The 21,076-nt window shown below is 74.2% G+C and carries 19 protein-coding genes; 10 read left to right on the top strand and 9 right to left on the bottom strand.

The annotated features are described in order from the left end of the window. Positions 1-102: 102 nt before the first annotated feature. The 3 genes from AB0I16_RS04410 to AB0I16_RS04400 are packed head-to-tail and all read right to left on the bottom strand — an operon-like array spanning position 103 to position 3,333. The gene (locus tag AB0I16_RS04410; protein WP_363247807.1) at positions 103-957 is read right to left on the bottom strand and encodes an acyl-CoA dehydrogenase family protein; all 855 of its coding nucleotides are present in this window, start codon (positions 955-957) and stop codon (positions 103-105) included. A gap of 7 nt (positions 958-964) precedes the next feature. Further along, positions 965-2,125, bottom strand: a complete 1,161-nt coding sequence (locus tag AB0I16_RS04405) for an acyl-CoA dehydrogenase family protein (protein WP_363247806.1) — start codon at positions 2,123-2,125, stop codon at positions 965-967. An 8-nt stretch (positions 2,126-2,133) separates the two neighbouring features. After that, positions 2,134-3,333 (bottom strand): amidohydrolase family protein, encoded by a 1,200-nt coding sequence (locus AB0I16_RS04400; protein WP_363247805.1) that lies wholly within the window; start codon positions 3,331-3,333, stop codon positions 2,134-2,136. Between the two features lie 159 nt (positions 3,334-3,492). Between AB0I16_RS04400 and AB0I16_RS04395 the strand changes: the two genes are divergently transcribed. Then, positions 3,493-5,100, top strand: a complete 1,608-nt coding sequence (locus AB0I16_RS04395) for an AMP-binding protein (RefSeq protein WP_363247804.1) — start codon at positions 3,493-3,495, stop codon at positions 5,098-5,100. Positions 5,101-5,109: 9 nt separating this feature from the next. Here AB0I16_RS04395 and AB0I16_RS04390 read toward each other — a convergent pair whose 3' ends face one another. Further along, positions 5,110-5,622: an EF-hand domain-containing protein gene (locus tag AB0I16_RS04390; protein WP_363247803.1), complete on the bottom strand. Its 513-nt coding sequence runs from the start codon at positions 5,620-5,622 to the stop codon at positions 5,110-5,112. A 348-nt stretch (positions 5,623-5,970) separates the two neighbouring features. On the opposite strand from AB0I16_RS04390, the gene AB0I16_RS04385 reads away from it, so the two are divergent. Beyond that, positions 5,971-6,138 (top strand): hypothetical protein, encoded by a 168-nt coding sequence (locus tag AB0I16_RS04385; protein WP_363247802.1) that lies wholly within the window; start codon positions 5,971-5,973, stop codon positions 6,136-6,138. A gap of 6 nt (positions 6,139-6,144) precedes the next feature. Here AB0I16_RS04385 and AB0I16_RS04380 read toward each other — a convergent pair whose 3' ends face one another. Continuing rightward, positions 6,145-6,519, bottom strand: a complete 375-nt coding sequence (locus tag AB0I16_RS04380; RefSeq protein WP_363247801.1) for an STAS domain-containing protein — start codon at positions 6,517-6,519, stop codon at positions 6,145-6,147. Positions 6,520-6,759: 240 nt separating this feature from the next. On the opposite strand from AB0I16_RS04380, the gene AB0I16_RS04375 reads away from it, so the two are divergent. Together AB0I16_RS04375 and AB0I16_RS04370 are read left to right on the top strand one after the other, a co-directional pair. Next, positions 6,760-7,350, top strand: coding sequence for a sigma-70 family RNA polymerase sigma factor (locus AB0I16_RS04375; RefSeq protein WP_363247800.1), 591 nt, complete (start codon positions 6,760-6,762; stop codon positions 7,348-7,350). Then, positions 7,347-8,537, top strand: coding sequence for a zf-HC2 domain-containing protein (locus AB0I16_RS04370; protein WP_363247799.1), 1,191 nt, complete (start codon positions 7,347-7,349; stop codon positions 8,535-8,537). The genes AB0I16_RS04375 and AB0I16_RS04370 overlap by 4 nt, the downstream gene beginning before the upstream one ends. A 200-nt stretch (positions 8,538-8,737) precedes the next feature. Here the strand turns inward: AB0I16_RS04370 and purU are convergent, their stop codons facing one another. Both purU and AB0I16_RS04360 read right to left on the bottom strand, forming a co-directional pair. Beyond that, positions 8,738-9,619 carry a formyltetrahydrofolate deformylase gene (purU, locus tag AB0I16_RS04365; protein WP_363247798.1) on the bottom strand — a complete coding sequence of 294 codons (882 nt, stop codon included), beginning with the start codon at positions 9,617-9,619 and terminating at the stop codon, positions 8,738-8,740. Positions 9,620-9,718: 99 nt separating this feature from the next. Further along, positions 9,719-10,219, bottom strand: coding sequence for a hypothetical protein (locus AB0I16_RS04360; RefSeq protein ID WP_363247797.1), 501 nt, complete (start codon positions 10,217-10,219; stop codon positions 9,719-9,721). Between the two features lie 118 nt (positions 10,220-10,337). Here AB0I16_RS04360 and AB0I16_RS04355 point away from each other — a divergent pair, with 118 nt between their 5' ends. Further along, positions 10,338-11,612 carry an ABC transporter substrate-binding protein gene (locus AB0I16_RS04355; RefSeq protein ID WP_363247796.1) on the top strand — a complete coding sequence of 425 codons (1,275 nt, stop codon included), beginning with the start codon at positions 10,338-10,340 and terminating at the stop codon, positions 11,610-11,612. A gap of 33 nt (positions 11,613-11,645) precedes the next feature. On the opposite strand, the gene AB0I16_RS04350 is transcribed toward AB0I16_RS04355, so the two are convergent. Both AB0I16_RS04350 and AB0I16_RS04345 read right to left on the bottom strand, forming a co-directional pair. Beyond that, positions 11,646-13,817, bottom strand: coding sequence for a hypothetical protein (locus AB0I16_RS04350; RefSeq protein ID WP_363247795.1), 2,172 nt, complete (start codon positions 13,815-13,817; stop codon positions 11,646-11,648). Between the two features lie 182 nt (positions 13,818-13,999). Further along, positions 14,000-15,388, bottom strand: a complete 1,389-nt coding sequence (locus tag AB0I16_RS04345; protein ID WP_363247794.1) for a transcriptional regulator — start codon at positions 15,386-15,388, stop codon at positions 14,000-14,002. Positions 15,389-15,715: 327 nt separating this feature from the next. Between AB0I16_RS04345 and AB0I16_RS04340 the strand changes: the two genes are divergently transcribed. The 5 genes from AB0I16_RS04340 to AB0I16_RS04320 form a co-directional block, all read left to right on the top strand. Further along, on the top strand, positions 15,716-16,375 hold the full coding sequence (locus AB0I16_RS04340; RefSeq protein ID WP_363247793.1) for a bifunctional DNA primase/polymerase: 660 nt from the start codon (positions 15,716-15,718) through the stop codon (positions 16,373-16,375). 110 nt (positions 16,376-16,485) lie between these two features. Continuing rightward, positions 16,486-17,265, top strand: coding sequence for an ABC transporter ATP-binding protein (locus tag AB0I16_RS04335; protein WP_363247792.1), 780 nt, complete (start codon positions 16,486-16,488; stop codon positions 17,263-17,265). After that, the gene (locus AB0I16_RS04330; protein WP_363247791.1) at positions 17,262-18,899 is read left to right on the top strand and encodes a transporter; all 1,638 of its coding nucleotides are present in this window, start codon (positions 17,262-17,264) and stop codon (positions 18,897-18,899) included. Before AB0I16_RS04335 ends, AB0I16_RS04330 begins: the two co-directional genes overlap by 4 nt. Before the next feature lie 468 nt (positions 18,900-19,367). Beyond that, positions 19,368-20,735, top strand: coding sequence for a PAS domain-containing protein (locus AB0I16_RS04325; RefSeq protein ID WP_363247790.1), 1,368 nt, complete (start codon positions 19,368-19,370; stop codon positions 20,733-20,735). Positions 20,736-20,825: 90 nt separating this feature from the next. After that, a partial coding sequence (locus tag AB0I16_RS04320; protein WP_363247789.1) for a hypothetical protein occupies positions 20,826-21,076 on the top strand: 251 nt, incomplete at its 3' end.

The raw sequence follows: 21,076 nt of genomic DNA, 5'->3' as shown, positions 1-21,076 counted from the left end.
ATCTGACACAAGGTACCCGAGCCGGACACCGACTCCATGCCGTGACGAGTCACACGTAGGACACAACCCGGTATCAACGCTCCGTAGCGTCACCGTGCGTGGTCAGAGAGCTTCCGCAAGCGCTTCCTCGATGTCGGCCGCGGCGCGTCCGAGTTCCGCGCGCACCCAGGCCCTCTTGAGGTGCAGATGCACCTCCGCCTCCCAGGTGAAGCCCATGCCGCCGTGCACCTGGAGGCAGTCCCTCGCGTTGCGCGTGGCCGCGTCGTCGGCGAGGAGCTTGGCGCCCACAATCTCGGTCTCGTCGCCGGTCACGGCCGCCGCGTACACGGCGGCGCGGGCGGTCTCGGTGCGTACGAACATCTGCGCGCAGAGGTGTTTCACGGCCTGGAACGATCCGATGGGACGCCCGAACTGTTCGCGTCCGCGGGCATGCTCGACCGCCATCTCGCAGGTCCGTCCGGCACTGCCCAGCTGTTCGGCGGCGGTCAGGAGCACCGCCGGCACGGGCGCCCGCGTCCCCGTGCCGGGCACCCGGTGCAGGGGCGTGAGCGGGTCGACGGACCGCAGCGGCACGGCTCCGGTGACGTCCCCCCGTACGGTGTCGGCCTCCTCCAGCCACGGGACGAGCACCCCGTCGACCGCGGTCACCGCCACCGTCCCCTCCGCGGCGCCCGGCACCTCCCCCGCCGCGAGGAACGTCGCCACGGCCGGGCCCGGCAGCAGGGCCCGCCCCGCCTCCTCGAAGGCGAGGGCGGCCTCCGGGAGGCCGAGGCCGACGCCGCCCGCGGCCTCGCCGAGCGCCAGGGCGAAGAACCCCGCCTCGCCGAGCGCGCGCCACAGGCCCCTGTCGAGGCGGCCGGGGGCGGCCACGGCGTCCCGCGGGGAGAACCGCCCCGCGAGGATGGCCCGCGTTCCCTTCCGCAGCGCCTCCTGGTCATCCGTGAGCCGGAAGTCCACGGCTGCCTCACCCGCCCTTCGGGAGGCCGAGGACGCGCTCGGCCACGATGTTCCGCTGGATCTGCGAGGTGCCCGCGGCGATCGTGTACGACAGCGAGGAGAGCCGGTCCGTGGTCCACTCGTGCCCCAGGTCGAGCGCGCCCGCGCCGAGGACGTCCGCGGCGGCGTCGTACAGCTCCTGGCGTGCGTGGGAGTACCGCAGCTTGAAGACCGAGCCGCCCGCTCCCGGCACCCCGCCCGAGCGCCGGGCCTCGCTCACGTTCCACTGCGTGAGCCGCCACAGGGCCGTGAACTCCGCGCTCAGGCGGCCGATCCTGCGCCGCAGCACCGGGTCGTCCCAGCGGCCGTTCGCGCGCGCCTCGCGGGCGAGATCGCCGAGGACGCGGCGGCAGGCCACGACCTCGCCGGCGAAGGCGGCGCCGCGCTCGTGGGAGAGGGTCACCATGGTCACGCGCCAGCCGTCGTCCTCCGCGCCGACGCGGTTCGGTACCGGCACCCGGACCTCGTCGAGGAACACCTCGGCGAACTCCGTGGACCCGGCGAGGGTGCGCAGCGGACGCACGGTGACCCCGGGGGCGTCCATCGGCATGGCGAGCCAGGTGATGCCACGGTGCTTGGGCACGGCCTCGCTCACCGGCCGCGTGCGCACGAGCAGCTCGCACCAGTCGGCGACCTCGGCGTGCGAGGTCCAGACCTTGGACCCGCTCACCACGTAGTGGTCGCCGTCGCGCCACGCGCGCGTGCGCAGCGACGCGAGGTCGCTGCCCGCGCCGGGTTCGCTGAAGCCCTGGCACCACACCTCATCGCCCCGCAGGACGGGCGGCAGCCAGCGCGCCCGCTGTTCGGGCGTGCCCTCGGAGGCGATGGTGGGGCCCGCGTGCAGGAGGCCGACGAAGTTGGCCCCCACGTAGGGGGCGCCGGCCTTCTCGGTCTCCTCCAGGTAGATCAGGTGCTGGGTGGGCGTGGCGCCCCGGCCGCCCGCGTCGACGGGCCAGTGCAGGCCCGCGTACCCGGCGTCGTACAGCCTGCGCTGCCACCCCGTGTCGTACGCCCGCCTGCCGGGCCAGTCGAGCGGGTCGGGGCGCGGCGGCAGGCCCGGGAGGGTGCGCGCGAGCCACTCCGCCAGGTGCGCGCGGAACTCCTCCTCGTCGGTGTACGTGAGGTCCACGGGCCCGCCTACCTGTCCCGGTCCAGGTCGAGCCCCAGCATCCGGATCGCGTTGCCGCGCATGAGCTTGTGGACCGTCTCGTCGTCGAGGCCCTTGACGTGGTCGAGGGCGACCTCCTTGGTGTGCGGGAAGGTCGAGTCCACGTGCGGGTAGTCGGTCTCGAAGGTCGCGTTGTCGCGCCCGACGACGTCGAGCGAGGCCACCCCGTGCTTGTCGCGGAAGAAGCAGCAGAACATCTGCCGGTAGTAGTACGTCGAGGGGGGCTCGGGGACGAGGTCCTTCACGCCGCCCCACGCGCGGTGCTCCTCCCACACGTCGTCGGCGCGCTCCAGGGCGTACGGAATCCAGCCCATCTGCCCCTCGGAGTAGGCGAGCGTGAGCCGCGGGAACCGCACGAGGACGCCGCTGAAAAGGAAGTCCATCATCGACGCCATGGCGTTGTTGAAGGACAGCGCGGCCTGGACGGCGGGCGGGGCGTCGGGGGACGCGGCGGGCATCTGCGACGACGAGCCGATGTGCATGTTGACGACCGTGCCGGTGTCCTGGCAGACGGCGAAGAACGGGTCCCAGTGGCCGCTGTGGATGGACGGAAGGCCCAGGTGCGTCGGGATCTCGGAGAAGGTGACGGCCCGGACGCCGCGGGCGGCGTTGCGCGCGACCTCGGCGACGGCGAGGTCGATGTCCCACAGCGGGATGAGGCAGAGCGGGACGAGGCGGCCGCCGCTGTCGCCGCACCACTCCTCGACCATCCAGTCGTTGTAGGCGCGCACGCAGGCGAGGGCGACCTCCTTGTCGTCGGCCTCGGCGAAGGTCTGGCCGCAGAAGCGGGGGAAGGTCGGGAAGCACAGGGATGCCTCCACGTGGTTGAGGTCCATGTCCTTCAGGCGGGCGGCCGGGTCCCAGCAGCCGCGCCGCATCTCCGCGCGGGTGATGCCCTCAAGGGTCATGTCGTCGCGGTCGAAGCCCACGGCGGCGATGTTGCGCTTGTACGGGAACCTGAGGTCCTCGTAGATCCACCAGTCGGTCGGCGGCCCGTCCGGGTCCATGGTGATCTGGTACTTGCCCCCCACGTAGGCCAGCTCCCCGATGCCGGCCGTCAGTGGCTTGGGGCCGCGGTCGCGGTACCGGGCGGGCAGCCAGGTCTCGAAGAGGTGCGCGGGCTCGATCACGTGGTCGTCGACGCTGACGATCCGAGGAAGCTCGGCCATGGTGTCTCCTCCGGTCATCCGTCCGGGCACTCCGGGGCAATCTGATGGCCCGTCAGAAACCAGGCTAGCCCCGCACCCCTGGACCGACAAGGCGCACAGCCCTACGCTTCCGGCACCATCTGACGCCCCGTCAGCCCAGCCGCCCGGGAGGTCGACGGCATGAGCACCGCGCAGCACGGGACCGCGCACGAGCGGAACGAGACCGCGTACGAGCTGGGCTCCTCCCGCACGCTCTGGGAGCTGGTGGAGCGCCGCGCCGCGCTCACCCCCGACGCACCGGTCCTGATCCAGGCCGCCGACGACCCGGCCGACGACCGCACGCTCACCTTCGGCGCGCTGCGGGACCGCGCCGAGCGCGTCGCCGCCGGGCTGTACGCCAGGGGCGTGCGCCCCGGCACGGTCGTCGCCTGGCAGCTGCCCACCCGCATCGAGACGGCCCTGCTCTCCTTCGCGCTCGCCCGCCTGGGAGCCGTCCAGTCCCCGCTCATCCCCTTCCTCCGCGACCGGGAAGTCGGCTTCGCGCTCCGGGAGTCCGAGGCGGAGCACTTCGCGGTGCCCGGCGTGTGGCGCGGCTTCGACCACACGGAGATGGCGCGCGGGCTCGGCGCGCGGGGCGTCTTCGAGGCGTACGAGGAGCTGCCCGACGCCGATCCGTCCGTGCTGCCCGCCCCGCCCGCGGACGGCACGCGGGTGCGCTGGATCTACTGGACCTCGGGCACGACGTCCGACCCCAAGGGCGTCCTGCACACCGACCGCTCCCTCATCGCCGGCGGCTCCTGCCTGGCCCACGCGCTGCGCCCGAGGGCGACCGACGTGGGCTCGATGGCGTTCCCCTTCGCGCACATCGCGGGCCCCGACTACACGGTGATGCTGCTGCTCTACGGCTTCCCCGCGGTGATGTTCGAGCACTTCGCGCTGCCGGACGCGCTCGCGGGCTACCGGCGGCACGGCGTGACCGTGGCGGGCGGGTCGACGGCCTTCTACTCGATGTTCCTCGCCGAGCAGCGCAGGTTGCCGCCGGGCGAGAAGGTCATCCCCACGCTGCGGCTCCTGGCGGGCGGCGGGGCGCCGAAGCCGCCGGAGATCTACCACGCCGTCGTACGCGAATTGGGGTGCGCGCTGACCCACGGGTACGGCATGACCGAGGTTCCGATGATCACTATGGGCGCCCCCGGCGACACCGCGGAGAACCTGGCGACCACGGAGGGGCGTCCGCCGCCCGGCATGGAGATCCGCATCACCGGCGCCGACGGCCGGAGGCTCGGTCCCGGCGTCGACGGCGAGGTGCGGCTGCGCGGCGAGGCCGTCTGCCAGGGGTATCTGGACCCGGCGCAGGACGCGGCCGCCTTCGACGCCGACGGGTTCCTCGTCACCGGGGACCTCGGCCACCTCACGGAGAGCGGCCACCTGGTGCTCACCGGACGCGCGAAGGACATCATCATCCGCAAGGGGGAGAACATCTCCGCCAAGGAGATCGAGGACCTGCTGCACGGCCACCCCGCCGTCGGCGACGCGGCGGTCGTCGGCCTGCCCGACCCCGAACGCGGGGAACGGGTCTGCGCGGTGGTGGAGCGGCGGCCGGGCGGCGGCGGACTGACACTGGCCGCCGTGACCGCGTATCTGCGCGGGGAGGGCCTCGCGCCCTACAAGCTGCCGGAGCAGCTGGAGGTCGTCGAGGCGCTTCCCCGCAACGAGACGCTGCGCAAAGTGCTCAAGTACAAGCTGAGAGAGCGCTACGCGCGCGTGCCGCCCACTGCGGACCCGTGAACCACCGGCTCACTCGGGGACCGTGAAGTACTGGGCGAAGCCCGTCACGATCTCCTGCTCCGCCACGCGGCCGTCGCCGTCCGCGTCGAGGCCGGCCGCCACGGTGCCCGCGACGTCCTCGGGGACGCCGAGCGCCTTGAGCGCGCGCTCGATCTCGCCCGGGGCCACCGCCCCGTCGCCGTCGCCGTCGGCGATGCCGATCACGGCGTGCAGGAAGGGCCGCGCGATCTCGGCGAACCGCTCCGGGTTGTCCCGCAGCCGCTTCACCGCGCCGCCCACGAACTCGTCCCGCGTGATCCGCTGGTCCCCGTCGCGGTCCGCGATCCCGGCCATGCCCTGCCAGAACGCCTCGGCGCCCAGGTACAGGGCCTGCCCCTTGTCGGACCGCGCCGTCGTCCCGAACTCCTTGCACAGGGCGGCGGCCGCCGTGCTGAAGTCCTCACGGGAGATGTAGTTGTTGCCGTCCTGGTCGAAGGTGGCGAACCGGGCCGCGATCTTACGCTCGTACTCGGCACTGTCCATGGTCTTCGGGCCGCCTCTTTTCCGCGGTTGGGTGCAGTTCAGGGGGTGGGTACCCCGGCAGCAGCGAGCGTACGTCGTCCCGGGGCCCGCGGAGGCGGGAAAGCGTGGCTTGTGGCAGGACCGCCTGAATTCCGGGACGGGTGTGCCCCAGGGGCGATGTGCTGCCCGCTCCGAGAGACTGCGCCAGGAGCGGATCGACGCGTACTGCGCGTACGCGGGCGCGCTGGTCAACTACCGGCGGATTCTGGTGGACCGCTGGTTCAGCAGGGTGGAGGGGCGCGAGGAGCAGGAGGAAGTCCGCTTCCGTTCCCACGAGATGCGCTCCGCGGCGCAGGAGGCGCTTTCCGCGTGCAGTTGCTCTCCGGCGACGAGGAGCTGGTGCGGCTGGCCGAGGAGACGCCGGAGCAGGTCGCCACCGTGCACACGTCCGCCGACCGCGGGGAACTCGCCGAGCGGCGCCGCGTGTCGCGTGACGCCGTCGACCACTTCGTGGCGAGGGCCAAGCGGCACGTGTAGGCCCGCTCACGCGGAGAGCGGTGTCGCCTCCTCGTCGAGGGCCTCGTCCACGTCGGGGAAGACCTCGAAGAGCCTGCGGACGCCGAGGGCCGCCAGGACCCGGTTGACGTGGGAGCCGTCGACGGCGCCCTGGGCCGGGAGTATCAGGCGGAGGCGGCCCCGGCAGGAGCGGATCAGGCGGCGGGTGGCGATCAGCACGCCGACCCCGCTGGAGTCGCAGAACAGCACGTCGGAGAGGTCGAGTACGACGCTGCGACGGCCGTCGGCCACGGCTTGGTGCACGCGCTGGCGCAGGACGGGCGAGGTCAGCAGGTCCATCTCACCGGAGACACGCAGCACGGCCCAGCCGCTCTGCTCGCCCACCGTCACCTTGAGCGTCACGCGCCACGCCTCTCGCTCGCCTGCTCTTCCCTCCGGCCCGAAGTGATCCGGAAGCGGTCCCTACGCTTCGTTCAGCCTCGGCTGCCCAACCGCACCTCCCATGAAACACCAGCATCGCCGGGGCAATATCATCCGGTCCTTCGCGGGGAACGCGCTTTGCCGCAAAGAGAGGTGCGCCGTCAGTGGCGCCGACTACATTCGGGGGAGAGTCCGGACACGGCGAGCGCAAGAGGGGGCCGCATGCCGAAGGACGCGCCGCGGCGCTGGGACCGCAGGATGCAGCAGCGGCTCGCGCACGGGGAGGCAGCCGCGCTCGGCGAGCTGTACGACCGCTTCGCCTCGCTGGTGCACGGCCTCGCACACCGCGTCCTCGACGACGAGAGCGGCGCCGACCGCATCACCCGCGAGGTCTTCGCCCACGTATGGGAGAACCCCGACGCGTACGACCCGAAGCAGGGTCCCCTGCGCTCCTGGCTCGCCACGCTGACGCACGAGCGGGCCGTGCGCAGGCTCCGCCGGACCGAGTCGGCCGCGCTCGCCGAGGGCGAGGGCACGCCGGAGGAGCTGGAGCGCAAGGTCCGCAGGGCCTCCGCCGCGGCCCGCGCGGACTACATCGTGACGGCCATGCCCACACCGCTGCGGGCCGCGCTCGAACTGGCGTACTTCCAGCGGCGTGACTACCGCCAGGCGGCCGCCGACCTCGGCGTCACCGAGGACGAGGCCCGGCGCAGGCTCCGCCTCGGCCTCCAGCTCCTGTCGACGGCCAACGACACGGGCGGCCCGTCCGCCGGCCGCGCCCCCGGCGCCTCACCCGGCGGGACGGCACCGTGACCGGCTCCGGCCTCCCCGAGCCGCAGCCCGGCCGGGCGCCCGCCCCGCTCGTCCTCGACCACCCCGTCCTGAAGTCCCTGCTCGGCGCCTGGGCGCTCGCCGCGTGCTCCCCGGCGGAGGCCGCCGCCGTCGAGGAGCACCTGGGCGAGTGCGGTCCGTGCGCGGAGGAGGCGCTGCGGCTGCGGGACGCCGTCGGCCTGCTCCACGCCGAGGAGAGCCTCGACCTCGATCCCGGCCTGCGCACCCGCGTCCTGGAGAGCTGCCTGGGCCGCCGCCCGCCGCGCATCCCGGTCCCCGGGTGGGCCGTGCCGTACGACGCGGAGAGCGCCCGCCTCGACGCCCTGCTCCGGGACATCGGCGACGCGGATTGGCATGCCCCGGTGCGGCTGCGCTGGTTCGAGGAGGGCGGCCAGGTCAGCCGCAGGACCACCGTGGCCGGGGTCATCGGGCACCTCATCGCCGTGGACGGCCTGGTCGCGGTCGCCCTCGGCCTCGGCGACCCGCTCGGCCCGACGGCCAAGGACCCCCTGCTCCCCGCCGAGCGCACCGAGGCGTACTGGCAGGCGTCGTACTTCCCGCCCACCCGCGCGGTGCGCGGACCCTGGCGGGACCAGACGCACGAGCTGGTGCGCACGGTCTCCTTCGCGGGCGACGGCTCGGGGCGGATGCCCGTGCCGTACGGGACGGTGCCCGAGGGCGCCGAAGGGGCCGGGCGGCGGATCGAGCTGCCGCTGCGGGACGCGCTGGTGGACCGCGCCTTCGAGTGCTGGATTCACGCGGGCGACATCGCCGACGCCGTCGCGTATCCGTACGACCCGCCGTCGCCCCGGCACCTCCACCGCATGATCGACCTTGCCGCGCGGATGCTCCCCGGCACCCTGGCGGCCCGCCGCCGCTCCGGTCACGCGGCGCCCCCGCGTGACCTGGTCGCGGCGGGCGCGCCCGGCCGGAGCCTGCGCCTGGAGATCGAGGGGCTCGGCGGCGGCGAGTGGTTCGTCCCGCTGGACTCACCGGGCGCCGCCGCGTCGGCCGAGCGCGAGGTGGCGCACGTGGCGCTGGACGGCGTGGAGTTCTGCCGCCTGGCCGCGGGGCACATCCCGCCCGAGGAGGCCGCCGCCGGTCAGGACGGGGACCGGGAGGCGATCCGCGACGTCCTGTCCTCGGCGGCGTCGCTGAGCCGGATGTGAGCCGGGCCGGGACGTGAGGCGGTCCCGGACGCGAGCCGGGCCCGGACGCGAGGCGGTCCCAGACGCGAGCCGGGCCCGGACGCGAGGCGGTCCCAGACGCGAGCCGGGCCCGGACGCGAGGCGGTCCCAGACGCGAGCCGGGCCCGTACGTGAGGCAGTCCCGGGCGTGAGGCGCGCCGGGCTCCCCGCGGGGGAGCGGGTCAGGCGAAGACGACCGTGCGGCTGCCGTTCAGCAGGATTCTGCGCTCCGCGTGCCACTTCACGGCCCGCGCCAGCGCCTGGCACTCCACGTCGCGGCCGATCGCCACGAGCTGGTCGGGGGTCACGCCGTGGCCGACCCGCTCGACCTCCTGCTCGATGATCGGCCCCTCGTCGAGGTCGGCCGTCACGTAGTGCGCGGTCGCGCCGATCAGCTTCACGCCGCGCGCGTGCGCCTGGTGGTAGGGCTTGGCGCCCTTGAAGCTCGGCAGGAACGAGTGGTGGATGTTGATGATCCGCCCGCTCAGCTCCTTGCAGAGGTCGTCGGAGAGCACCTGCATGTAGCGGGCGAGGACGACGAGCTCCACGTCGAGCGAGCGCACGAGTTCGAGGAGCCGCGCCTCGGCCTCCGGCTTGTTCTCCCGCGTCACCGGAATGTGGTGGAAGGGGATGTCGTACGAGGCGACGAGCTCGGCGAAGTCCGTGTGGTTGGAGACGACGGCGGCGATCTCCACCGGCAGCGCGCCGATCCGCGAGCGGAACAGCAGGTCGTTCAGGCAGTGCCCGAACTTCGAGACCAGCAGGACGACCCGCATCTTCTCCTCGGCCCGGTGGATCTGCCACTCCATGTGGAAGGAGTCGCCGACCGCGGCGAAGCTCGCCCGCAGCTTGTCGACGGTCACCGGGGACTCGGCGGAGAAGTGGACGCGCATGAAGAACAGACCGGTGTCGTGGTCGCCGAACTGCTGGCTGTCCTCGATGTTGCAGCCGGTCATGAAGAGGTAGCTCGACACGGCGTGCACGATGCCCTGCTTGTCGGGGCAGGAGAGGGTGAGGACGTACTGCTCGGCGGGGACGGCGGGGGCCACGGACTGCTCGTTCATGCAGGCAAGGTTCCCACAGGGTGCCGCGCGGCGGGCAATCATCCCGGGAGCCGGGACGGGCGCACCAGCGGAACTCCAGCCTCCTTCGACTCGGCCGGCTCAGCCGGTCCGCGTCAGTATCCGCAGGACTTCGAGGGTCCGCGGCGGCTCGTCGGGGTCCTCCCCGTCACTCGTGGCGAGGCGTACGTGCGCGTCGCGCGCCGCCCGCACGGCCTCGGGCCAGCCCGGGTGCTGGAGGTAGACGGAGACCATCGCGTCGGGCCCGACCTCGTGCATGATCCGCAGGACGCGCAGCACGGCCGTGTCGACGAGCGCCGCCTCCTGGGAGTCGCGGAAGATCGTGCCGACGTACTTCTCGGCGGACCAGTTGTCCAGCCACGTGTCCTCGACCAGCCGGTACACGGCGTCGGTCACGTCCCCGTACTCGTCGCGCCCCGCGAGCCAGCACTCCTGCTGGAAGGCGGGGTCGGAGAGCATGTGCAGCGCCGAGCGCACGTTGCTGCGCCAGCGCCACCACGGCATGTCGTTGGTCGGCATGCCACCCATGGTGCTGGAGCGACGGCCGCGACGGGAAGAGTTCTCCGAACCTTGCACGGTCATCGATCGTACGTTCCCACGTGACGCTCCCGAATCGGCCCCCGCCCGTTCATGGTGATGTCACCGTCCGTTGAGAGAGAGTCACTCCCCGGTTGGCCCGTGACCGGAAGTGTGCGGTGCCATGACCGGTCGGCGACGCTCCTTCCTCCTCCGCCCCCACCGACACGCCGCGCACACCGTGGCCGCCGCGGCGGCGTGCGTCGCCCTGACCGCCGGATGCGGGGTCATCCCTGGCACCACGGGGGGTTCCGGGGATGACCCCATCACCGTCATGACCTGGGCCCCCGAGAACACCAAGGCCACCAACAAGCCGGGCGTCCCCGCCATGGCCGAGGCGTACGCCCGCTGGGTCAACGCCCACGGCGGCATCGACGGCCACGAGCTGAAGGTCCTGACCTGCAACGACCACAACGATCCGGCCGGCGCCGCCGCGTGCGCGCGCAGGGCGGTCGACGAGGACGTGGTGGCGGTCGTCGGCGCGTACAGCCAGCACGGCCGCTCCTTCCTCGCCCCCCTGGAGGTCGCCGGCATCCCGTACATCGGCGGCTACGGCATCACCGACGACGAGTTCTCCAGCCCGCTGTCCTACCCGGTCAACGGCGGCGAACCGGCCCTCCTCGCGGGCAACGGCCGGCAGCTCGCCGACCGCTGCGACCGCGTCTCCCTCGTCCGCCCCGACACCCTGGCGGGCGACGAGCTGCCCAAGCTCCTGAACGCCGGGCTCGCCGACGGCGACCACAAGCCGGTCGCCGACATCCGCGCCCCCGAGGACGGCACCGACCTCACCCCGCAGGCCGAGCAGGCGCTGCGGCACGCGGGCGCCGGGGACGGCTGTGTGACCGCCGCGCTCGGGGCGCGCACCGACACCTTCTACGACTCCTTCCGGCGCACCAGGGAGGAGTACCCGAAGGTACGGATCTCCTCGGTGCTCGGCAGCGTCGACCAGTCGCTGGTCGACCGCACGGGCGGCGCGAGCGGCCCCTACGAAGGCGCCTACGTCACCGGCTGGTACCCGGCGTCCGGCGACGCCAGGTGGGCGGAGATGCGCGGTGTCATCCGCGAGCAGGCGTTCGGCGACAACCGGGTCGACCCGGCGGACGCGGGCGTGCAGACCACGTGGATCGCGTACACCGTCCTGAAGCGGGCCGTGGAGTCCCTCGACGGCGGCGAGGTCACCGCCCACTCGCTGCGGCGCGCCCTCGACGGCGGCCTGCGGGTCGAGACGGGCGGCCTCACGCCGACGCTGCGCTGGCGCTTCGAGGACCTGATCGCGGCCAGCGAGTACCCGCGGCTGATCAACTCGGGCGTCACGTTCCAGACGGTGCGGGACGGCAGGCTCGTGCCCGCGCGCAAGGGCTTCGTGGACGTCAAGAGGACGCTGGAGCAGACCGCGTAACCCCCAGGGGCGCGCGGTCCGCTCCCGCGGGGCTCAGAGCTGGGTCTTCTCGCGTGTGGTCAGGCCGTACTTGCCGGCGATCGCGTTCCAGTACTTGGCCGCCTGCTCCTTGGCTGTGGTCGCCTCGCCGCTCGCGCGGTTGCCCGCCGCCTGGTGCGAGGTGCTGCGCGCGTGGCCCTTGCGGCAGCCGCGCTTGCCCGCCACCTGGTCCGCCCACGCGGCGTAGTGGTTGTCGGCGGACGCCGACGCCTTCCAGGCCCGGTTGAGGGACGAGGTGAGCTGGGCGTTGGCCGGGAGCTCGTCGACGTCCAGCTCGGCGAGCCGGGCGACCAGGTCGTTGCGCTGCTTGGCGGCGCCGCGCAGGTCCTTCGCCGACTGGCCGAGGTTGCGGCACTTGCCCACGTCGCGTACGGAGGCGATCACCGTCGCGCGGCTGTCGTTGCTGTCGGCCAGGAGCTTGTCCAGGGCGACGGCCTGCTCCTTGGCGGGGTCGGCGGTGGGCGACGGCTCGTCGGCGGGTGCGGAGGCGGAGACGGGCTTGCCCTCGTCCGCCGTGTCGTCATCGCCGCCGCCGTTGCTCAGGAGCGCGCCCGCGCCGACGCCGAGCAGGGCGATGCCGACGCCGACGGCGGCGATGAGCGGGACCTTCGAGCCGGTACGGCCGCGCCGGCCGCCGCGGCCGCCGTCGCCCGGCGCGGGCTGCGGTGCGGGGGCGGGCGCGGCGGCCGGCGCGGGGGCCGCGGGCGCCGCCGCGTCGAAGCGGGGCATCTGCTGGGTGGACGCGGGGCCCTCGGCCTCCGGCTCGGTGCGGAAGAGGCTGTCGAACTCGGCGGGCGGCTGCCGGTCGCCGGGGGCGCCGGGGCGGATGCCGTAGGGCGCGGCGGCCGGCTCGGGGGGCGCGGCGTGCCCGACGGGGCCGCTGGTGCCGGGGACGGGGGCGATGAACTGCGTGGGCTCGCTGTCGGACGCGGCGGCGGGCGCGGCCGGGGCGGTGCGCCCGAGGAACTGCGTGGCCTCGGCGGCGGGCGCCTCGGGCGGCAGGGCGCCGGGGGCCACCGGGGGGATGTACTGCGTGGCGCCCTCGTCGACGGAGCCCGCCCCACCGGGCGCGGAGCCACCGGGGGCGAGGCCGGCGGGCGGCATGGGGCCGCCACCCGGTATGGGCGCCAGGTACTGCGTGGCGCCCTCGTCGACGGGGCCCGCCCCGCCGGGCGCGGAGCCACCGGGGGCGAGGCCGGCGGGCGGCATGGGGCCGCCGCCCGGTATGGGCGCCAGGTACTGCGTGGCGTCGGCGTCCGGCCCGGTGGCGGCCGGGGGCAGGGGCGCGCCGCCCTGGTCGAGCGGCGGCAGCGGCATGCTCTGCCCACCGTGGCTCGACTGCCCGCCGTACCCCGGGTATCCGCTCTGGCCCTGGTGGGCGCCTTGACCCGGGTGTCCGCTCTGGCCCGAGTGGCCGCCCTGGCCCGAGTGAACGTCCTGGCCCGGGTGTCCGCTCTGGCCCGGGTGGGCGCCCTGACCCGGGTGTCCGCTCTGGCCCAGGTGCGCGTCCTGGCCCGAGTGGCCGCCCTGGCCCTGGTAGGCGCTCTGGCCCGAGTGGGCGCCCTGGCCCAGGTGTCCGCCCTGGCCCTGCTGCTCCCCGTACCCCTGCGGGCCGCCGTACCCCTGCGGGCCGCCGTACGAGGCGTCGCCGTACGCGGCGTCGCCCTGGCCGGGTCTCGCGTGTGCGCCCTGGGCGGGCGGGGCGGCGTGCGCTCCGTGGCCCTGCTGCGCCGCGTGTGCGCCCTGGGCGGGGGGTCCCGCGTGTGCTCCGCGCCCGTGCCGGCCGCCGCCGTACGTCCCGCCGCCCTGGTCCTGGCCCTGCTGGGCGGCGTACGGGTCCTGGGCCGCGTACTGCTGCGGGTAGCCGTAGCCCTGGCCGGGCGGCGGGGTCGCGCCCTCGGGGGGCAGCGGCATGGCCTGAGCGGGCTGCTGCGGGGTGCCCCATGCCTCGCCCCGGCCGGGCTGCGGCTGCGGCGCGCCCGGCGCGTCGGGCCCCCAGGGGCTGCCCCACGGGGTGCCGCCCGCCGGGGTGGTGTGCCGGCCGGCGGTGCCGGGAAGCAGCGGCTCACTGCCGTCCGCGGGCAGCACGACGCCCTCGTGGGCTTGCCGGGCCGCGGGCTGCCGCGGATCGGAGGAAGCAGCGCCCTGACCGCTCTGCTGCGTCACCGGGACTCCTACGTATGGGGGACCTACGGAACCGTCGGCTCACGCTACCGGGTCCCCACAGCCCTTAGCCACGCAGCTCAGGGCGGAGCCGTCCGCTCGGCGCCGGCAGTAACAAAACCTCCCGCCCAGGCGCTGTTACGGGGCCCACGAGGCCGTTCTCTCCGCGCCCACGCGCGCGTGACTCACGCCGCCTGGAGGTCGACCCGGGACCCGAACTCCCTGACCACGGGCTCGTCGCGGTACGGCTCAAGGCGCTGCTGGAAGTCCTCCAGGTACTCGGCGCCGCGGTTCGAGCGCAGGGTGCCGAGGAGCTCCACGGCCTTGAGTCCCGTGTGGCATGCCTGTTCGACCTCGCGGCGCTGCACCTGGGCCGTGGCCAGCAGGACCAGGCCGATCGCGCGCCGCCTGGCCCGCGCCTCCGGGTGCCCGTCGAGGGACTCCTGCGCGCTGCGCGCCGCCGCGTCCGCCTGGCCGAGGTCACGGTGACAATGCGCCAATTCATCGGCCAGATACGCGTGGTCGAAGTGGCTGATCCAGACCGGGTCGTCACCGGACTCCTCCTCGCCCGCCGCCCGGTCCATCGCCTCGACGGCGCGGCCCGCCACGGACTGCGTCGCGCGCGCGTCCCCGAGCAGGGCGTGGCCGCGCGCCTCGGCGGCGTAGAACATCGCCTCCGCGCGGGGTGTGACCCGTCCGCGCGTCCCCTCCTGTGCGGCCCGCGCCAACTGCGCGATCTCGCGCGGGTTCCCGAGCTGGGCGGCGAGGTGGCTCATGGAGGCGGCGAGGACGTACCCGCCGTACCCCCGGTCACCGGCCGCCTGGGCGAGGCGCAGCGCCTGGATGTAGTAGCGCTGGGCGAGGCCGGGCTGGCCCGTGTCGACGGCCATGTAGCCCGCCAGCTCCGTCAACCGCGCGACGGCGGCGAACAGTTCGCGCCCGACCGCCTCGCGGTAGGAGCCCGCGAGCAGCCCGGAGACCACGGAGTTGAGGTAGTGCACGACGACCGGGCGCACGTGTCCGCTGCCGAACCGGTGGTCCAGCTCGGTCAGCGCCTGCGTCATCGCCTGGACCGCGGCCACGTCCGGCATCCCGACGCGCGGCCCCGCGGTCCTGCCGACCTGGGAGTCCGCCGAGGAGATCAGCCAGTCGCGGCTCGGCTCCACGAGCGCGGAGGCGGCCACGGTCGAGCCGGACAGGAAGTCCCTGCGGCCGACGTCGCTGCGCCACAGTTCGCAGACCTGCTCGATGGCGCCGAGCACGGTGGGCGAGAACTGCAGGCCGACGCCGGAGGCGAGGTTCTTGCCGTTCGCCATGCCGATCTCGTCGATGGTGACGGTACGGCCCAGCTTGCGGCCGAGCGCCTCCGCGATGATGCCGGGCGCCCGTCCGCGCGGCTGCTGCCCGCGCAGCCAGCGGGCCACGGACGTCTTGTCGTAGCGCAGATCGAGGCCGTGCTCCGCACCGCACATGTTGACCCGGCGGGCGAGTCCGGCGTTGGAGCACCCGGCTTCCTGGATGAGCGCCTGCAGCCTTTCGTTGGGCTGACGCGCGACGAGTGGCCTGGCGGCCATGGCGTACCCCCTGACGTGCACCGTGGACCAGCGGAAACGGAGCGGCCGGGGCGGCCGACCCACGCTGATCAATGCCCTGGGGACCAGGCGAAGATGCGCCACGAAAGAGGCATAAGAAGACATACGAACCGTAAGTATGGATCTGTCGATCGCCGGCTCGCTCCGAGGCGTTCTCCGACTTCCCCACAGCTGACTACCCGCGCATGGAAGCCATTTCCCCCGCGCGCCCCCGCCCGTGCCCCCATGCGCCCGATCGCAGGATCGATGCTCCTCCCCCGCCCTCGCGTGCGCCCGTAACCCGGCCCTGTGCGGGGAGTTGAGGTCTGCGTGGAAGAGACCATCGGAGTGACCTCAGCCGCCCAGATCCCGAAGCAGCGCGGAGAAGCCTTGCAGGACACGGCCGTGCGGTACGCGGAGGAGCGGCACTGGGACGTCGTCGCCGGCACCTGGCTGGAGTACGCCGGGGGCGTCGAGCGGTGCTCGTGCGGCGACGCGGGCTGCGACGCACCCGGCGCACACCCCGCGCGCGAGGACTGGGCGAGCCAGGCCACGGGCAGCGCCACCGTGGCGCGGCGCCTCTGGCAGAAGCAGCCCAAGGCGTCGATCCTGCTGCCCACCGGACGGACGTTCGACGCGATCGACGTGCCGGAGACCGCCGGGTTCCTCGCGCTCGCCCGTATGGAGCGGATGCGGCTCACGCTCGGCCCCGTGACCCGCACGCCCGACCGGCGCATGCAGTTCTTCGTGCTCCCCGGCGCCGCGGCCAAGGGCCCCGGCCTCGTCCGCAAGCTCGGCTGGATGCCCACCGCCATCGACCTGGTCACACGCGGCGAGGGCTCCTACGTGGCCGCTCCCCCCACCCGCTGCGGCGCGTCCGGCGCGGTCCAGTGGGCCTGCCGCCCGACCGCCGCCAACCGCTGGCTGCCCGACTGCGAGGAGATCATCTCCCCGCTGGCGTACGCGTGCGGCAGCGAGGCGCGCCGCTGAGACCGGGCCGCCTCGCCGAAACCACGGCCGCCTCGCTGCGACCGTGACCTCGCCGGGACCGCGTGCCGACGTATCGTGCTGGAACGGCGACATCGGCGAAGGGCGGCACGGTGACCGAGGCGGCGGCGGTACGCGTGAGCGGGCTCTGGAAGCGCTTCGGCGAGCAGGTGGCCGTGGCAGGGATCGACCTGGTCCTGCCGGCGGGCAGGTTCATCGGCCTCGTCGGGCCGAACGGCGCGGGCAAGACCACCACGCTCTCCATGGCCACCGGCCTGCTCAGACCGGACCAGGGCACCGTCGAGGTGGTCGGCCACGACGTCTGGCGCGACCCGGTACGGGTCAAGGCCCGCATCGGCGTACTCCCCGAGGGCCTGCGCCTCTTCGAGCGGCTCTCGGGGCGCGAACTGCTCGCGTACACCGGCAGGTTGCGCGGGCTCCCCGGCGCCGAGGTCGACAAGCGCGCCACCCAGCTCCTCGACGTGCTCGACCTCGCGGGCGCCCAGCACAAGCTCGTCGTCGACTACTCCACCGGCATGCGCAAGAAGATCGGCCTCGCGGCGGCGCTGCTCCACAACCCCGAAGTGCTCTTCCTCGACGAGCCGTTCGAGGGCGTCGACCCCGTCTCGGCCCAGACGATCCGCGGCGTCCTGGAGCGCTACACCGCCTCCGGCGCCACCGTCGTCTTCTCCTCGCACGTCATGGAGCTCGTCGAGTCGCTCTGCGACTGGGTCGCCGTCATGGCCGCGGGCCGCATCCGCGCGCAGGGCACCCTCGCGGAGGTGCGCGGCACGGAGCCCTCGCTGCAGCGGGCGTTCCTCGAACTCGTCGGCGCGGGGAGCCGCGACGCCGGCTCCGACCTGGACTGGCTGGGCGGCGGGCCCCGCCGATGACCGCCGCCCCCTCCGACGCCAGTGGTGACGCCGGCACCAGCGCCGGCACCACCGCGATCACCCCCGTCCTCGTACGGCTGAAGCTGTCCCTGCTCCGCAACGGCCTGCGCCAGTCGGCCGGGCGCCGGGCCGCCTACATCGCCTCGGTGGCCGTCGCCCTGCTCTTCGCCGCGCTCCAGCTCCTCGGCCTGGTCCTGCTGCGCGGCGACCGCCACGCCGCGACCGTCTGCGTCCTCCTCGTCGGCGTGCTCGCCCTCGGCTGGGCCGTCATGCCGCTGTTCTTCCCCAGCGGCGACGAGACGCTCGACCCGACCCGCCTGGTGATGCTGCCGCTGCGGCCACGCCCGCTCGTACGGGCGCTGCTCGTCGCGTCACTCGTGGGCATCGGCCCGCTGTTCACGCTCTGCCTGGCCGCGGGCGCGGCGATCGCGCTCGCGCACGGCGTGGCGGGGGCCGTGACGGGCGTGCTCGCGACCGCCCTCACCCTGCTGCTCTGCGTGGCCGTCGCGCGGGCCTTCGCCGCCGCCAACATCCGCCTCCTCACCAGCCGCAAGGGCCGTGACCTCGCGGTCCTCAGCGGCCTCGTCATCGCCGTCGGGGCGCAGGCCGTCAACTTCGGGGCGCAGCGGCTCGGCTCGTCCGGCCTGGGCACCCTCGACCCCGCGGCCGACGTGGTGCGCTGGCTGCCGCCCGCCGCGGCGCTCGGCGCGGTGGACTCCGTGAGCGAGGGCGCTTACGGGACCGGGGCGGCCCAGCTCGCCCTGTCCGCCGCGGCCCTGGTGGGCCTCCTCGCGCTCTGGCGGCGCAGCCTGACCCGGCTCATGACGGCACCGGACGGCTCGACCCTCGGGGCCGCGGAACCGGAGAGGGGCGCCTCCCGCGCCTCCGGCGCCCTCGGCGCGCTCCTGCCCGCCGGGCGCACCGGCACCGTCATGGAGCGCGGCCTGCGGTACGTCCGGCGTGATCCGAAGACCAAGGCCGCCTGGGTGACCTCGCTGGCCATCGGCCTCATCGTGCCGGTCTTCAACGCGCTGCAGGGCACGGGCTCCGTCTACTTGGCGTGCTTCGCGGCGGGGATGCTGGGCGTCCTGATGTACAACCAGTTCGGGCAGGACACCTCCGCGTTCTGGATGGTGGCGATGACCATCTCCACCACCCGCGACGCCTACGTGGAACTGCGCGGCCGGGCCCTCGCCCTCCTGCTCGTGACGGTGCCGTACGCCGTCCTCGTCTGCGTCCTCACCACGGCGATGCTCGGCGACTGGCCCGTCCTCGCGGAGGTCGTGGGGCTCTCCTTCGCGCTGCTCGGCGCGATGCTGGCCACGGGCGCGTGGACGTCGGCCCGCTTCCCCTACTCGATCCCCCAGGAGGGCTACAAGAACGTGGCCCCCGGGCAGGCGGGCCTCGCCTGGATCTCGATCTTCGGCGGCATGGTCGCCGGGGCCCTGGTCTGCGCCCCCGTCCTCGCCCTCACGGTCTGGCTGCACGCCGCGGACACCGCCGCCTGGAGCTGGGTGCTGCTGCCGGTGGGGACGGCCTACGGATACGGGGTGGCCGAACTGGGCATCCGGATGGCCGCGCCCCGGGTCGCCCGGCGGCTGCCGGAGATCCTGTCGGCCGTCAGCAAGGGGTGACGGTGCGGGTGCGCCTGCCCGGCGCTTCCCCGGGCCCACACACGCAGGCGACCCGCGGGCCATGGTCCCGCCGCGCCGGACGGAGCCGGGTGGCGGAAGCCGGCCGGACGTACCGGCGGCCCGCGGGTCGGGTGACTGCTCTGAATTGGGCCGGCCGCACGCTCGACTCACGCGCTGGTCCGGCACCGCACTGGGTGTGGTGACGGGCCGCTAGCCCGCAGCCACCTCTCGCGTCCGCAATGAAATCACTGCAGCAACACCTCCTTCCTCGAGTGCTCCACACCCTAGGAATCGGGTCCGGCGACCTCAAGTGGTTTTTCCGGGGTACGGTCCTGAGGTCTTCCGGCGGAGCTTTTCCGTACGACTTCCGCGAACCTGCTGTGGGGTGCGTCACGTTCGAGTTGAATGATCTGACGTGCGGTACTGGCAGCTCATGAGGACGAGGACACGGCCTGCAGGGGGTTCCGGGTGAGTGCTTCGCGGCGGAGCGGAACTACTGACGAACTGGGTCCCGAAGGGCCGGAGCCGGGCGGTTCCGAGCTGCTCGCGGCGCTGCTCGACGGGATGGACGCGGCGCTCTGCGCGTTCGACGCGGACGGCGTGGTGACGCACTGGAACCGCGAGGCCGAGCGCATCCTCGGCTGGTCGGCGGCGGAGGCCGTGGGGCAGCGGGGCCTCTCCGGGTGGGCCGTGCGGGCCGCGGACGCCGCGGAGGTCGAGGGGCGGCTGCTGTCCGTGATGGACGCGCCGGGGCGGCACGTGCACGAGTTCGCCCTCGTGACCAAGGACGGCGGGCGGGTCCTCGTGCGGATGCAGTCCGCCGCCGTGCGGGGCGGGGACGGGAAGGCCGCGGGCGTCTACTGCGCCTTCAGCGAGGTCCACGCCCAGATCGACCTGGAGCGCTCCATCGCCCTGAGCGAGGCGCTCCTCGAAACGGCCTCCTGGGGCGTCGTCATCGTCGACGCGGACCTGCGGCCCGCCGTCGTGAACGAACACGCGGCCCGTGCGCTGGGAATGGGGCGTACGGCGGTCCTGGGGCGGCCCCTCGCGGACCTCCTCGGGCAGGGCGTCGAGGAGCTGGAGAGCGCGCTGACCCACGTGCTCGCCGAGGGGGCACCGCCCTCGCCCGCCGAGCTGTGGGTGTCGGTGCGGACCGGTGACGACGGAGACTTCGAGCGGCGGTGCTGGCGCAGCGGCTTCGTGCGGCTCGCCTCGCCGCTGACCGAGGAGCCCGTGCCGCTCGGGGTCGGCTGGCTCTTCCTGGACGTCACGGAGGCCAGGCAGACCGCTCAGGAGGCGTCGCAGCTGCGGTTCCGCTCGCAGCAGCTGCACCGGGCCGCTCGGGCCGCCGGGGAGTGCGAGGACCCCACGGAGGCGGCGACCGTTCAGCTGGACTTCGCGCTCGCCGGGTTCGCGGATCACGCGCTGGTGGATCTGGTGGCCGGTGCGGAGCCGGTCCGTCTCGTCCGCGTCGCGGCTACGCCCGGCGGGGCGCCCGGGCCCTGTCTTCCCGTGGCCACGGCCGGGATTCCCGTGCGGTATCCCGAGGGGCATCCCGCGCCGCAGTGCGTGGAGCGGGAGGGGTCGGTGCGGGCCAGCGCGGGGGCGGCTTCGGCCGAGCGGGCGCGGGCGTGGGCCGTTGCCCGGCAGTGGCCGGAGGATGCCGTGCACGCGTTGTGTGCGGTGCTGCGGAGCCGGGGGCGGACTCTGGGGGTCGTGACGTTTCTTCGGGGGGCGGGGCGGGGGGCGTTCGGGCTGTCCGACGCGGCGTACGCGGAGAGTGTGGCGGGCAGGGTGGCGGCGTCCCTGGACCTGGCGAGCTCGACCTCGCCGTAGCTGTCTCCCTGGGCCCGCACGGGGCACCTCGCCGCGGGCCGCTTCACTGTCGGCGCGGAATCCTCCGCCACGGCGCGCCTCACTGCCGCGATGGGCCTCACCATCGCCTTCCGCCTCGCCGCCGCGATGCGCCTCGCCGCCTCGATGGGCCTCGCCGCCGCGATGGGCCTCGCCGTCGCCTTCCGCCTCGCCGTCGCGATGGGCCTCGCTGCCGCGATGGGCCTCGCCGCCGCGGGTCGTCTCGCCGTCGCGATGGGCCCCGCTGCCGCGGGCCGCCTCGCCGCCGCGATGAGCCCCGCGGTCGCGATGCGCCTCACCGCCACGATCAGCCTCGCTGCCGC

The organism is Streptomyces sp. NPDC050703 (genome assembly GCF_040654435.1).
Lineage (GTDB): Bacteria > Actinomycetota > Actinomycetes > Streptomycetales > Streptomycetaceae > Streptomyces.
This window is presented reverse-complemented; position numbering and strand designations above follow the sequence as displayed.

Coding starts and splice junctions, on each gene's coding strand:
- AB0I16_RS04400 (WP_363247805.1), bottom strand. CDS start 3,333: ATGGCCGAGCTTCCTCGGATCGTCAGCGTCGACGACCACGTGATCGAG.
- AB0I16_RS04395 (WP_363247804.1), top strand. CDS start 3,493: ATGAGCACCGCGCAGCACGGGACCGCGCACGAGCGGAACGAGACCGCG.
- AB0I16_RS04390 (WP_363247803.1), bottom strand. CDS start 5,622: ATGGACAGTGCCGAGTACGAGCGTAAGATCGCGGCCCGGTTCGCCACC.
- AB0I16_RS04375 (WP_363247800.1), top strand. CDS start 6,760: ATGCCGAAGGACGCGCCGCGGCGCTGGGACCGCAGGATGCAGCAGCGG.
- purU (WP_363247798.1), bottom strand. CDS start 9,619: ATGAACGAGCAGTCCGTGGCCCCCGCCGTCCCCGCCGAGCAGTACGTC.
- AB0I16_RS04360 (WP_363247797.1), bottom strand. CDS start 10,219: ATGACCGTGCAAGGTTCGGAGAACTCTTCCCGTCGCGGCCGTCGCTCC.
- AB0I16_RS04355 (WP_363247796.1), top strand. CDS start 10,338: ATGACCGGTCGGCGACGCTCCTTCCTCCTCCGCCCCCACCGACACGCC.
- AB0I16_RS04345 (WP_363247794.1), bottom strand. CDS start 15,388: ATGGCCGCCAGGCCACTCGTCGCGCGTCAGCCCAACGAAAGGCTGCAG.
- AB0I16_RS04330 (WP_363247791.1), top strand. CDS start 17,262: ATGACCGCCGCCCCCTCCGACGCCAGTGGTGACGCCGGCACCAGCGCC.